The 12,375-nt window shown below is 69.3% G+C and carries 14 protein-coding genes and 1 riboswitch; of the genes, 11 read left to right on the top strand and 3 right to left on the bottom strand.

Annotated elements, in window-relative coordinates:
* Window positions 1-8: 8 nt before the first annotated feature.
* Window positions 9-1,337 (bottom strand): nicotinate phosphoribosyltransferase, encoded by a 1,329-nt coding sequence (locus tag ACWD02_RS03920; protein WP_451204108.1) that lies wholly within the window; start codon window positions 1,335-1,337, stop codon window positions 9-11.
* An 80-nt stretch (window positions 1,338-1,417) separates the two neighbouring features.
* Between ACWD02_RS03920 and clpS the strand changes: the two genes are divergently transcribed.
* From clpS to ACWD02_RS03870, 10 genes are all read left to right on the top strand, one after another.
* Complete coding sequence (gene clpS / locus ACWD02_RS03915) at window positions 1,418-1,732, top strand: ATP-dependent Clp protease adapter ClpS (protein ID WP_367042349.1); 315 nt, start codon at window positions 1,418-1,420, stop codon at window positions 1,730-1,732.
* An 11-nt stretch (window positions 1,733-1,743) separates the two neighbouring features.
* Complete coding sequence (locus tag ACWD02_RS03910; RefSeq protein ID WP_451204106.1) at window positions 1,744-2,340, top strand: DUF2017 domain-containing protein; 597 nt, start codon at window positions 1,744-1,746, stop codon at window positions 2,338-2,340.
* Window positions 2,341-2,734: 394 nt separating this feature from the next.
* Window positions 2,735-4,207 (top strand): amino acid permease, encoded by a 1,473-nt coding sequence (locus tag ACWD02_RS03905; protein WP_451204104.1) that lies wholly within the window; start codon window positions 2,735-2,737, stop codon window positions 4,205-4,207.
* Between the two features lie 117 nt (window positions 4,208-4,324).
* Entirely contained in the window at window positions 4,325-4,747 is a 423-nt protein-coding gene (locus tag ACWD02_RS03900; RefSeq protein ID WP_361836495.1) for a M67 family metallopeptidase, read from the top strand.
* Window positions 4,748-4,749: 2 nt separating this feature from the next.
* Window positions 4,750-4,867: riboswitch (cobalamin riboswitch) on the top strand.
* A gap of 45 nt (window positions 4,868-4,912) precedes the next feature.
* Window positions 4,913-5,887: an ABC transporter substrate-binding protein gene (locus ACWD02_RS03895; protein WP_451204102.1), complete on the top strand. Its 975-nt coding sequence runs from the start codon at window positions 4,913-4,915 to the stop codon at window positions 5,885-5,887.
* Window positions 5,888-5,961: 74 nt separating this feature from the next.
* Window positions 5,962-7,101 (top strand): FecCD family ABC transporter permease, encoded by a 1,140-nt coding sequence (locus tag ACWD02_RS03890; protein WP_451204100.1) that lies wholly within the window; start codon window positions 5,962-5,964, stop codon window positions 7,099-7,101.
* The gene (locus ACWD02_RS03885) at window positions 7,098-7,889 is read left to right on the top strand and encodes an ABC transporter ATP-binding protein (protein WP_451204097.1); all 792 of its coding nucleotides are present in this window, start codon (window positions 7,098-7,100) and stop codon (window positions 7,887-7,889) included. Before ACWD02_RS03890 ends, ACWD02_RS03885 begins: the two co-directional genes overlap by 4 nt.
* 69 nt (window positions 7,890-7,958) lie before the next feature.
* The gene (locus tag ACWD02_RS03880) at window positions 7,959-8,060 is read left to right on the top strand and encodes a putative leader peptide (protein ID WP_336605789.1); all 102 of its coding nucleotides are present in this window, start codon (window positions 7,959-7,961) and stop codon (window positions 8,058-8,060) included.
* A gap of 144 nt (window positions 8,061-8,204) precedes the next feature.
* Window positions 8,205-8,483: a MoaD/ThiS family protein gene (locus ACWD02_RS03875; protein ID WP_451204096.1), complete on the top strand. Its 279-nt coding sequence runs from the start codon at window positions 8,205-8,207 to the stop codon at window positions 8,481-8,483.
* Between the two features lie 6 nt (window positions 8,484-8,489).
* Window positions 8,490-9,443: a PLP-dependent cysteine synthase family protein gene (locus ACWD02_RS03870; protein ID WP_451204094.1), complete on the top strand. Its 954-nt coding sequence runs from the start codon at window positions 8,490-8,492 to the stop codon at window positions 9,441-9,443.
* Between the two features lie 64 nt (window positions 9,444-9,507).
* Here the strand turns inward: ACWD02_RS03870 and ACWD02_RS03865 are convergent, their stop codons facing one another.
* On the bottom strand, window positions 9,508-9,969 hold the full coding sequence (locus ACWD02_RS03865; protein WP_451204092.1) for a type II toxin-antitoxin system PemK/MazF family toxin: 462 nt from the start codon (window positions 9,967-9,969) through the stop codon (window positions 9,508-9,510).
* 223 nt (window positions 9,970-10,192) lie between these two features.
* Between ACWD02_RS03865 and ACWD02_RS03860 the strand changes: the two genes are divergently transcribed.
* Window positions 10,193-10,945: an MBL fold metallo-hydrolase gene (locus ACWD02_RS03860; RefSeq protein WP_451204090.1), complete on the top strand. Its 753-nt coding sequence runs from the start codon at window positions 10,193-10,195 to the stop codon at window positions 10,943-10,945.
* A 104-nt stretch (window positions 10,946-11,049) separates the two neighbouring features.
* Here ACWD02_RS03860 and ACWD02_RS03855 read toward each other — a convergent pair whose 3' ends face one another.
* Complete coding sequence (locus ACWD02_RS03855) at window positions 11,050-12,315, bottom strand: PTS transporter subunit EIIC (protein ID WP_451204089.1); 1,266 nt, start codon at window positions 12,313-12,315, stop codon at window positions 11,050-11,052.
* Window positions 12,316-12,375 lie beyond the last annotated feature (60 nt).

The following is a 12,375-nucleotide window of genomic DNA, read 5'->3' as shown; positions in this document are numbered from 1 at the left end:
GCGCACAATCAGATGTATTCCGTCGGGATGACGGCCTCGCCCTTCGACAGCTGCGTGGCCGACAGGGGCAGCCGGGCCCGCGCCGCCGCGTGCCGCTCGCGCACGGTGTCCAGCGGCTCGCGTGCCACCACCTCACCGCCCTTGACCAGCTCGACCAGGAGCTGGTGCGCGGCGAGCTCCACCGGCACCGCTCCCGTGCCGATCACCTCGGCCTCGGCGACCCCGTGCTCGTCGGGCCGCCGCGCGGCCCACTTGCGACCGCCCACCGACGACTTGGCGCCCAGCGACTTCTTGGCCACCGGCTCGAGCGGGGCCTTCGGGTCCGCCGAGTGCGCCCGGGCCACCAGCTTGTAGACCATCGAACAGGTCGGGTGCCCGGAGCCGGTGACGAGCTGCGTGCCCACGCCGTACGCGTCCACGGGAGCCGCCGCGAGCGAGGCGATGGCGTACTCGTCGAGGTCGGACGTGACGACGATCTTCGTCCCGGTCGCACCGAGCTCGTCGAGCTGGTCGCGCACCCGGTGGGCGACCAGGAGCAGATCGCCGGAGTCGATGCGCACGGCGCCGAGCTCGGGCCCCGCGACGTCGACGGCGGTGCGGACGGCCTCGGTCACGTCGTACGTGTCGACGAGCAGGGTCGTGCCGGGGCCGAGCGAGTCGACCTGGGCCTGGAAGGCGTCACGTTCGTTGTCGTGCAGCAGGGTGAAGGCGTGGGCGGACGTGCCGACCGTGGGGATGTCGTAGCGGAAGCCGGCCGCCAGGTCGGACGTGGTGGTGAAACCGCCGACGTACGCGGCGCGCGAGGCGGCGACGGCCGCCAGCTCGTGCGTGCGCCGTGCGCCCATCTCGATCAGCGGGCGCTCCCCGGCGGCCGAGGCCATCCGGGACGCGGCGGCCGCGATCGCCGAGTCGTGGTTGAGGATGGAGAGGATCACCGTCTCCAGGAGCACGCACTCCGCGAAGGAGCCCTCCACGCGCAGGATGGGGGAGCCGGGGAAGTAGACCTCGCCCTCCGGATAGCCCCAGATGTCGCCGCTGAAGCGGTACGAGGAGAGCCAGTCGAGGGTCTCCTCGTCGACGACGCGGCGCTCGCGCAGGAAGCCGATGACGTCGGCGTCGAAGCGGAAGTTCTCCACGGCGTCCAGGACTCGGCCCGTCCCGGCCACCACTCCATAGCGGCGCCCTTCGGGCAGTCTGCGCGTGAAGACCTCGAAGACGGAGCGCCGGTCGGCGGTGCCGGCCTTCAGCGCGGCCTGCAGCATCGTGAGCTCGTAGTGATCCGTGAAGAGCGCGGTCGACGGAACATCCACCGGCAGCCCAAGGTCCGCTGTGTTCATACGAAGGATGCTACCCCGCATCTCGTCACTCTGACGATTTCCTGAGTCCATTTGTGCGAGGGCCCCCTACGGGTGGCAGCATGGGTGGAGTGAGTACGGCTCCTGCAGAGATCACCCGCCCGGAATCGGACGAAGAAACCTTCGCCGTCCCGGAGCCCGACGTCCCCTGGATCACGCTCGTCCACAACGACCCGGTCAATTTGATGAGTTACGTGACCTATGTGTTCCAGTCCTACTTCGGGTACTCGAAGGAGAAGGCCACGAAGCTGATGATGGACGTGCACCACAAGGGCCGCGCGGTCGTCTCCACGGGCTCCCGCGAGGAGATGGAGCGCGACGTACAGGCCATGCACGGATACGGTCTGTGGGCCACCCTCCAGCAGGACCGGAAGTAGCGACGCATCTGATGCCAGGACAATTCGAAGCCATCCCCGGGGGCGGCGCCGCCGTCGCGCTCGACGAGGTCGAGATCTCGATCATCCGCTCCCTCGCCGTGCAGCTCCTGGAGCTGATCGGCCCCGGCCCGGCCGAGGACGCCTCCGACGACCCCCTCGCGGAGCTGTTCGCGGAGGGCCCGAGCGAGCCGCCCACCGACCCGGTCCTCCAGCGGCTGCTCCCGGACGCGTACGGCGGCCCCGGCAGCGAGAAGGCCGACGAGAACGAACTGAGGGCCTACTCCTCGGAGTTCAGGCGTTTCACCGAGAACGACCTGCGGGCCAAGAAGCGTGACGACGCCCTGGTGGTGATCCGCTCCCTGGACGCCATGACGTCCAAGGGCGAGGGCGGCGCCGTCCTGAAGCTGTCCGCCGACGAGTCGCGGCACTGGCTCGGCGCGCTCAACGACCTGCGCCTGGCGATCGGCGCCCGCCTCGAGGTGACCGACGAGGACGACACGGACCTGCTCTACCAGCTGCCGGACTCCGACGCCCGCAAACCGATGGTGATGGCCTACCTCTGGCTCGGCGGCCTGCAGGAGACGCTCGTCTCCACGCTGATCGGCTAGAAGTCCCGCGCGGGGTGCGTCGCGAGTCGCGCGATTCACACGTGAGCCGATCGGTGCACCCGCAAAGTCGATGTATGTAGCAGTCGTTACCCCCCGTTCGCTCATCGGACGCTCAAATCCGGATAACGATCGCGTCACTTCAATGCCCACTTATGAGGCGTCGAGGGAATTTTGTCCGGTTCTTCTCGTGGCGTCGGCCACACGCGCCACGGCCGATCACTGTTGCGGCCGTGATAAATCTTCACGACCACTCGGTGACGCCACCCATGTCACCGATGGCGCTCGGGCCGGCAGACCGCCGGTAGCACTCCATCCATATCCGGGGGGATCAGGACCTGATCCGTGGCCATACGCAGACTGCGGGCACGGATTCAGCGTGGAGAAAGGCGTCACCATGACCTCAGTGCAGGTCGAAGAGCATCACGACGGCAATGAGGCCGACGGAGCGGGCGGTTCGTCCGGTACGTCAGGCGAGGGATATCAGCGCGGGCTCGGTGCCCGGCAGATCCAGATGATCGCGATCGGCGGTGCCATCGGCACCGGCCTGTTCCTCGGTGCGGGCAAGGCCATTCACAAGGCCGGTCCGAGCCTCATCCTGGCGTACGCCATCGCCGGCCTCGTCATCTTCTTCATCATGCGGGCCCTGGGCGAGCTGCTCATGTACCGCGCCGTGTCGGGCTCCTTCTCGGAGTACGCACGTGAGTTCATCAGCCCGTTCTTCGGGTACGTGACCGGCTGGACGTACTGGCTCTTCTGGGTCGTCACCGGCATCACGGAAGTCACGGCGGCGGCCCAGTACATGCAGTACTGGACACACGACGCCATTCCACAATGGGCCTACGCGCTGATCTTCACGGTCATCCTGTACGGCGCCAACCTGATCTCCGTGAAGCTCTTCGGTGAGCTCGAGTTCTGGTTCTCGATGGTCAAGGTCACCGCGATCATCGGCATGATCCTCATCTGCGCCGGCGTCCTCACCATCGGCTTCTCCGACGCCGGTGACACCGCGTCGGTCTCCCACCTGTGGGACCAGGGCGGCTTCTTCCCGAACGGCATCGGCTCCACGCTGATGACGCTGCAGATCGTGATGTTCGCCTTCCTCGCCGTCGAGCTCGTCGGCGTCACCGCGGGCGAGTCCAAGGACCCGAAGACCGTCCTGCCCAAGGCCATCAACACCGTGCCGTGGCGCATCGCCGTCTTCTACGTCGGCGCGCTCATCATGATCCTGTCGGTCGTCCCGTGGACCACGTTCCAGCCGGGCGTCTCGCCGTTCGTGGCGGCCTTCGAGGAGATGGGCCTGGGCATCGGCGCGGCGATCGTCAACTTCGTCGTCCTGACGGCCGCGCTCTCCTCCTGCAACTCGGGCATGTACTCCACCGGCCGCATGCTGCGCGACCTCGCGCTCAACGGCCAGGGCCCGAAGTTCTTCACCAAGCTGACGAAGAACGGCCTGCCGCTGGTCGGCACCACCTTCTCCGCCACGCTGATGCTGGTCGGTGTGTGGATCAACTACCAGTGGCCGGGCGAGGCGTTCAACTACGTCGTCTCCTTCGCGACCATCTCCGGCATGTGGGCCTGGATCATGATCCTGGTCTGCCAGATCAAGTACCGCCGCAAGGCCGACCGCGGCGAGCTGCCGCAGTCCACCTTCCGGGCGCCGGGCGCCCCGTACACCAGCTGGTTCGCGCTCGCCTTCATCGCGATGGTCATCGTCATGATGGGCATCGACGAGGACGCGCGGATCTCGCTCTACGCGGCTCCGGTCTGGGCCCTGATCCTGGGCATCGGCTACCTGGTCATGCAGAAGCGCGACACGCAGTCCACGGACGGCGGCGAGGCCGCCCCCAAGGACGTGCTCAAGTCCTGACCCCGGCTGATCAGCCGGCCTGATCAACCTGCCTGATCAGCCGCGCTGATCCCAGCATGTGGGCCGGTCCGTACCACTCTTCGGTACGGGCCGGCCCTTCTGCTTATCCTGGCTGCCATGCTGACCCTGACCCAGGCCCTCCACGACCAGATCGTCGCGCACGCGCGCCAGGACCACCCCGACGAGGCCTGCGGTGTGGTCGCGGGCCCGGAGGGAACCGGCCGCCCCGAGCGCTTCATCCCGATGCTGAACGCGGCACGCTCACCCACGTTCTACGAGTTCGACTCGGGCGACCTCCTCAAGCTCTACCGCGAGATGGACGACCGCGACGAGGAGCCGGTGATCGTCTACCACTCGCACACGGCGACCGAGGCCTACCCCTCGCGCACCGACATCACGTACGCCAACGAGCCGGGCGCCCACTACGTCCTGGTCTCCACGGCCGACACCGACGACGCGGGCGAGTTCCAGTTCCGCTCCTACCGGATCGTGGACGGCGAGGTCACCGAAGAAGAGGTGAAGGTCGTCCAGGCATACTGAGCTTCACCTTTGAGGCGGCAGGACCCAGGAAGCCGGTGCGAATCCGGCACGGTCCCGCCACTGTGACCCCACCCTTCGCGGGCGGGGCAGTCAGGAACTGACCTGCCGCCTTCTTCTCCCACGACGCAGGGGACGCGGAAATCCCCTGGAGGAGGCAGCTCAGCCATGTCCCGCCCCATACGTGCATCTCTTCGCGCGCTCATCGCCGCGGCCCTGCTGGCCGCCCCGCTCGCCGCGTGCTCGTCCTCCGACGGCACCGACACGAAGCCGGAGTCCAAGGCCCCAGGCTTCCCGTACACGGTCACGAACTGCGGCGTGAAGACGACGTACGAAGCACCCCCGAAGCGCGCCGTGACGATGAACCAGCACGTCACGGAAGTGATGCTGGAGCTGGGCCTGAAGGACCGCATCGCGGGCACGGCCTACCTGGACGACAAGGTCCTGCCGAAGTACGCGAAGGCGTACGCGGACACCCCGGTCCTCGCCAAGGAGTACCCCTCGTACGAGAAGCTCCTGGCCGCCGACCCCGACTTCGTCTACGGCGGCTACGCCAGCGCCTTCCTGGCGGGCGAGGGCCGCAGCCGCGGGGCCCTGGCGAAGTCCGGCGTCGACAGCCGCCTGAACGTCGAGGGCTGCGCGAAGCGGCCCGTGTCGATGGACGACGTCTACAAGGAGGTCCGCGAGGTCGGCAGCACGTTCGGGGTGCGGGCGCGGGCGGACAAGTGGGTGGCCGCGGCGAAGCGCGAACTGGCCGCCACGGCAAAGGAGTCGAAGTCCGGGAAGCCCGTCCCCGTCTTCGTCTACGACAGCGGCGACAAGACCGCCTTCACGGCCGGCGGCCGTGGCATCGGCAACGACATCATCGAGCGGGCGGGCGGCCGCAACGTCTTCGCCGACCTGGACAAGTCCTTCGGCGACGCGTCCTGGGAGTCGGTGGTCGACCGCAGGCCCGAGGTGATCGTGATCCTCGACTACGGCGGCACGACGGTCGCCCAGAAGAAGAAGCGCCTCCTGGACGACCCGGTCCTGGCAGACGTCCCCGCCGTCAAGAACAAGCGCTTCGCGGTCCTGCCGCTGTCGGACGCGGTGGTGGGGGTGCGGGCCCCGGCTGCGGTGGGGAAGCTGGCGGACCAGCTGTGAAGGGCAGAATCCAGCCCGTCCGGCGGGTATTTCAGCCCGTCCGGCGTTTGAGGACGAACTCGGCGGAGCCGGTGATGACGGTCACCAAGGCCCCCGCGCCGAGCGGCCCGCGGCGGAGCCGCAAGCCGATAAGGCCGGGAAGGGGCGGGATTGGGGAAGGCCCCGCCAGGGACCACCGCACCCGCAGACGGCTGCGTTACGCGACAGTCGTCGCGGCGCTCTGCGCAGCCCTCGCGGCAGCGGTCGTAGCCGGCCTCGCTCTGGGCTCGGTACGCATACCCACCGCCGACGTACTGAAGATCCTGACGGGCGGCGCGGAACCCTCCCCGTTCCGCACCATCGTCCTGGACGTCCGCCTGCCCCGGGTCCTGCTAGGCGCAGCCGTAGGCGCGGGACTCGCAGTCATCGGCACCGTCCTCCAGGCCCTGGTGCGCAACCCCCTGGCCGACCCGTTCCTGCTGGGCGTCTCCTCGGGCGCCTCGGCGGGAGCCGTGGCCGTCATAGTCCTCGGCAGCGTCTTCGGCCTGGGAGCGGGGCTGGCCACCACCGTCACCATCCCCGCCGCCGCTTTCGCCGGCGCCCTGCTCTCGCTGCTCGTCGTCTACACCCTGGCAAGGTCCGGCGGAGGCGGCTTCGCCACCGGGCGCCTGATCCTGGCCGGAGTGGCCGTCTCGTACATCCTGTCCGCCCTGACCAGCCTGATCCTGATCACCGCCGACAGCGCCGACCACCTCAAGGAAGTCCTGTACTGGACGCTCGGCGGCCTCGGCGGCGCCCGCTGGGACATGCTCGCGCTGCCCGGCATCGCACTCGTCATCGGCACGGCGCTGCTCGTCGCCCTGGCCAGGCCCCTGGACCTCCTCCTGGTCGGCGAGGAGGGCGCCACCGTCCTCGGCCTCGACACGGCCCGCTTCCGCGCCGCCGTCTTCGTCCTCGCCTCACTCCTGACCGGCGTACTCGTCGCGTACAGCGGGGCCATCGGTTTCGTCGGCCTGATGGTGCCGCACGCGGCCCGGATGCTGGTCGGCGCCGCCCACCGGACGCTGCTGCCGGTGGTGGCCCTGATGGGCGCGGTGTTCCTGGTGGCGGCCGACCTCGCCGCGCGCACGGTCGCGGCGCCGCAGGACATCCCGGTCGGCGTCCTCACCGCGCTGACGGGCGGCCCGTTCTTCCTGTGGATGCTGCGCAAGAACCGTACGGAGGCAAGCGCATGAGCGACCCGGCGGCGACACTGACCACCGAGTCCCTCTCGTACCGCACAGGCCCGGGTGGGAAAACCCTCGTCGACGACGTCACCCTGCACGCCGCCCAGGGCGAGACAGTCGGCCTCGTCGGCCCCAACGGCAGCGGCAAGACCACCCTCCTGCGCTGCGTCTACGGCACCCTCGCGCCCACCGGCGGCCGCGTGCTCCTGGACGGCGACGACCTGGCGGGCCGCTCGGCCAAGGACCGCGCCCGCCGCATCGCCACCGTCCCGCAGGACGGGCACACCGGCTTCGAGCTCACCGTCCGGCAGATCGTCGCCATGGGCCGCTCCCCGCACAAACGCTTCTGGGAGGCGGACACGGCCGAGGACGCGAAGCTGGTCCTGGCGGCCCTGGAGCGGGTCGGCGCGGGCGAACTCGCCCACCGCGTCTTCGCCGGGCTCTCCGGCGGCGAGCGCCAGCGCGCCCTGGTGGCGAGGGCGCTGGTGCAGGAGCCCGCGGTCCTCGTCCTGGACGAGCCGACCAACCACCTGGACATCCGCTACCAGCTGGAGATCCTCTCCCTGGTCCGCGACCTCGGCACGACGAATCTGCTGGCCCTGCACGACCTCAATCTGGCGGCCTACTACTGCGACCGCCTGTACGTCCTCGACGCCGGCCGTCTCGTCGCGTCGGGACCGCCGAAGGAGGTCCTGACCAGCGAGCTCCTCGCCGAGGTGTACGGGGTGACGGCCGAGGTCTCGGTGCACCCCGTAACCGGCGCGCCGACGGTCACGTATCTCCCCGCATCCACGTGATGGACGCAAACCGTCCACCATGTGAGATCACATTCCAGAACCCGGACCGGGAATCGATACGATGACCGCATGGTTCCCCACGACGTGAGCGACAAGATGCCGGGCATGCTGCTCGTTGCGCGTCTGCACGTCGATTTGTGCAGGCTCTCCAGCGCGATCTGTTCGCGCTGACAGCCGCCGCCGTACGGCCGTGAGCCGCGGCGCCACCCCGCGTAACGCCTACGCACCCGCATTCACGCACCCGCACTTACGCACCCGCACGACCGGGCCGCCGCGCGCCCACCCACGTGACTTCTCCCGACAGGAGCCCAAGCCATGGCCATCGAGGTCCGCATCCCGACCATCCTCCGCACCTACACCGACGGCGCCAAGGCCGTCGAGGGCAGCGGCGACAACCTCTCCGAGCTCTTCGCCGACCTCGACTCGCGGCACGCGGGCATCGCCGAGCGCATCGTGGACGGCGACAAGCTGCGCCGCTTCGTGAACGTCTACCTGAACGACGAGGACGTCCGCTTCCTGGACGGCATCTCCACCAAGCTCTCGGACGGCGACAACGTCACGATCCTCCCGGCCGTGGCCGGCGGCATGGTCTGATCGCGGATGCCTCGCTACGACTCCCCGCTGGCGGCCGTGGGCAACACGCCCCTCGTCCGCCTGCCGCGCCTCTCCCCGTCCGACGACGTCCGCATCTGGGCGAAGCTCGAGGACCGCAACCCCACCGGTTCCATCAAGGACCGCCCGGCGCTGCACATGGTCGAACAGGCGGAGAAGGACGGGCGGTTGACGCCCGGCTGCACGATCCTGGAGCCGACCTCCGGCAACACGGGCATCTCGCTCGCGATGGCGGCCAAGCTCAAGGGCTACCGCATCGTCTGCGTCATGCCGGAGAACACCTCGCAGGAGCGGCGCGACCTCCTCGCCATGTGGGGCGCGGAGATCATCTCGTCCCCGGCGGCCGGAGGCTCCAACACGGCGGTACGCGTCGCCAAGGAGCTCTCGGCCGAGCACCCGGACTGGGTCATGCTCTACCAGTACGGCAACCCGGACAACGCGGGCGCCCATTACGAGACGACCGGCCCCGAGATCCTCGCGGACCTGCCCTCCATCACCCACTTCGTGGCGGGCCTCGGCACGACGGGCACGCTCATGGGTGTGGGCCGCTTCCTGCGCGAGCAGAAGCCGGACATCAAAATCGTCGCCGCCGAGCCGCGCTACGACGACCTCGTGTACGGCCTGCGCAACCTCGACGAGGGCTTCGTGCCCGAGCTGTACGACGCGTCGGTCCTGACCAGCCGCTTCTCGGTCGGCTCGGCGGACGCGGTGACACGCACCCGTGAGCTCCTCCAGCAGGAGGGCATCTTCGCGGGCGTCTCCACCGGCGCCGCACTGCACGCGGCGATCGGCGTCGGCAAGAAGGCGGTCGCGGCGGGGGAGTCCGCCGACATCGCGTTCGTGGTGGCCGACGGTGGCTGGAAATACCTCTCGACCGGCGTCTACACCGCGGCGACGACCGAGGAGGCCATCGAAACGGTGCAGGGACAACTGTGGGCTTGAGAGCAGCCGCGAAGACAACGCCGGCCGGACTGGACACCTCCAGCCCGACCGGCGTTTTCGCTGTTCACCCCGCCAGGTACCGCACCTGATCCCACAACGCCGGATCCACGACCCCCGCCCGCCTGCGGAACTCCCACACCGGCACGTCCCGCAGCTCGTCCGTCTCCAGGAAGCTCGGGCGGCCCCGCGCGTCCCCCACCGCCCCGGGCGGCAGCGGAATCACCCCGGCCCGCTCGTCGTGGTACTTGCTGGTGATCTTCGCGACGACCGCGCTCTCGCCGCGCACCGACAGCACCAGACAGGGCCGGTCCTTCGTGCCGGGGCCGTCCTCGTACGGAACCCGCGCCCACCAGATCTCCGCCGGTCTCGGCGCGGGCAGCCGGCGCCGCGGGCCGCGCGGACGGCCCGGCGGCCGGGTGGTCCGTCCGCGGGGGCCGCGGTCGCTGCGACCCCGGCCGTCCACCACCGCGGCGACCGCCGCGAGCACCACCACGGCGGCCAGGGCGAGCCACCATGACGTATCCATACCGCAGACGGTACCGGGGCGCTCCCCGCCCCGCGCGCCCCCCGAACCGGTGACAGCGCAGGTGAGTTCTCCCACAACGGCCCACGACGGAGGAGCGACCGGACCTTTTGCGCCTTACGCTCGACGGACCGCAGAACTCCTCGAAGAGCCTGTCGCAGGCCCTTCGCGAGCCCCCGCAAGGCCCCCGCACAACCCCCGTTTCGCCCCCGGAGGTTTCCGCTCCATGAAGCTCACCGTCGTCGGCTGCTCGGGGTCGTTTCCGTCCGCGGACTCGGCCTGTTCGAGCTACCTCGTAGAGGCCGACGGCTTCCGGCTGCTGCTCGACATGGGCAATGGCGCCCTCGGCGAGCTGCAGCGCCACGTCGGTCTGTACGACCTGGACGCGATCTTCCTCAGCCACCTGCACGCCGACCACTGCATCGACATGTGCGCCTACTTCGTGGCCCGCTACTACCGGCACGAAGGCGGCCGCTGCGCCCCCATCCCGGTCTACGGACCCGAGGGCACGGAACAGCGCCTGACCACCGCGTACGCCGACACCCCCTCGGCCTCCTCGATGAGCGAGGTCTTCGACTTCCACACCGTCAAGCCGGCCTCGTTCGACATCGGCCCGTTCTCGGTCCGCACGGAGAAGGTGCACCACCCCGTCGAGGCGTACGGCATCCGCGTCGAGCACGGGGGCAGGTCCCTCACGTACTCGGGAGACACCGGGGTGTGCGGCGCGCTCGACGAACTGGCCGCCGACACCGACCTGTTCCTCTGCGAGGCGGCCTTCACGCACGGCAAGGAGAACATCCCCGACCTGCACCTCAACGGCCGCGAGGCGGGCGAGTCGGCCCGGCGCGCCAACGCCGGGCGCCTGGTCCTCACGCACATCCCGCCGTGGACGGACCCGCAGGTGAACCTGGCGGACGCGCGCTCGGTGTACGACGGCCCCGCGGAGCTCGCGAAGGCCGGACGGGTCTACGAGATCTAGCGCCTGGTGACACGAGAGAGCACGAGAGAACACGAGAGAGCCCCGCACCGTCGATCGCGACGGTGCGGGGCTCTCATGCTTCGTACGAGCCGTGCGGCTGAGGCTTACTTCGCCTCGGCCTTGAGGATCTCGGCGAGCTCCTCGTCGGACTCGCGGCCCGGTGTCGGGAGGTTCCACTTGGTGATCGCGAAGCGGAAGACCACGTAGTAGACGGCCGCGAAGCAGAGGCCCACCAGGGCCAGACCCCATGGGTTGCTGGCGATGCCGAGGTTGAGGAAGAAGTCGACCGCGCCCGCCGAGAAGCCGAAGCCGTCCTTCATGCCGAGCGCCCAGGTCAGCGCCATGGAGACACCGGTCAGCACCGCGTGGATCGCGTACAGGACCGGGGCGATGAACATGAACGTGAACTCGATCGGCTCGGTCACACCGGTCACGAAGGCGGTGAGCGCGAGCGAGAACATCATGCCGCCGACGACCTTGCGGCGCTCGGGGCGGGCGCAGTGGACGATCGCGAGGCAGGCCGCGGGGAGCGCGAACATCATGATCGGGAAGAAGCCGGTCATGAACTGTCCGGCGGTCGGGTCACCGGCGAGGAAGCGGTTGATGTCGCCGCTCTTGCCCTCGTACGAACCGGCCTGGAACCACGGGAAGGAGTTCAGGAGGTGGTGCATGCCGACCGGGATCAGCGCGCGGTTGGCGACACCGAAGATGCCCGCGCCCACGGCGCCGGAACCGACGAGCCACTCACCGAAGTTGTGCAGGCCCGTGCCGAGGATCGGCCAGATGTAGCCGAAGACGATGCCGAGGACCAGGCCCGCGAAGGCCGAGAGGATCGGGACCAGACGGCGGCCGCCGAAGAAGCCGGCCCAGTCGGGCAGCTTGGTCCGGTAGAACTTCTGGTAGAGCAGGGCGACGACGATGCCCATCACGACACCGCCGAGGACCTTGGCGTCCACCGGGGCCTCGGTCATGACTATCTTGCCGTCGACGACCTTGGCGATCTTGTCGAGGTTCGGGTCGGTGAACGTGGCGAGCACGTTCTTGAAGACCAGGTAGCCGGTGACGGCGGCCAGGGCCGTCGAGCCGTCCGACTTCTTCGCGAAGCCGATCGCGATGCCGACGGCGAACAGCAGCGCCATGTTGTCGAGGATGGCGTTGCCACCCGCGGCCATGAAGCCGGCGATCTTCGTGATGAAGTCCGGGAACGACGGGCGGCCGAGCATGTCGGGGTTGCCGAGTCGGACGAGCAGGGCGCCTGCGGGCAGCACGGCGACCGGCAGCATGAGGCTGCGGCCGATGCGCTGCATGACAGCCATCGCGCCGGAGCCCTTCTTCTTGTCGGCCGCGGGGGCGGCACTGGCCGTGGACACAACTTCCTCCAGTGGGCAAGGCGCCGCCTGGGGACAGGGAAGTGGGTGACGGCGGCGTCT

The sequence above is a fragment of the Streptomyces sp. NPDC002853 genome (assembly GCF_053591915.1).
This window is presented reverse-complemented; position numbering and strand designations above follow the sequence as displayed.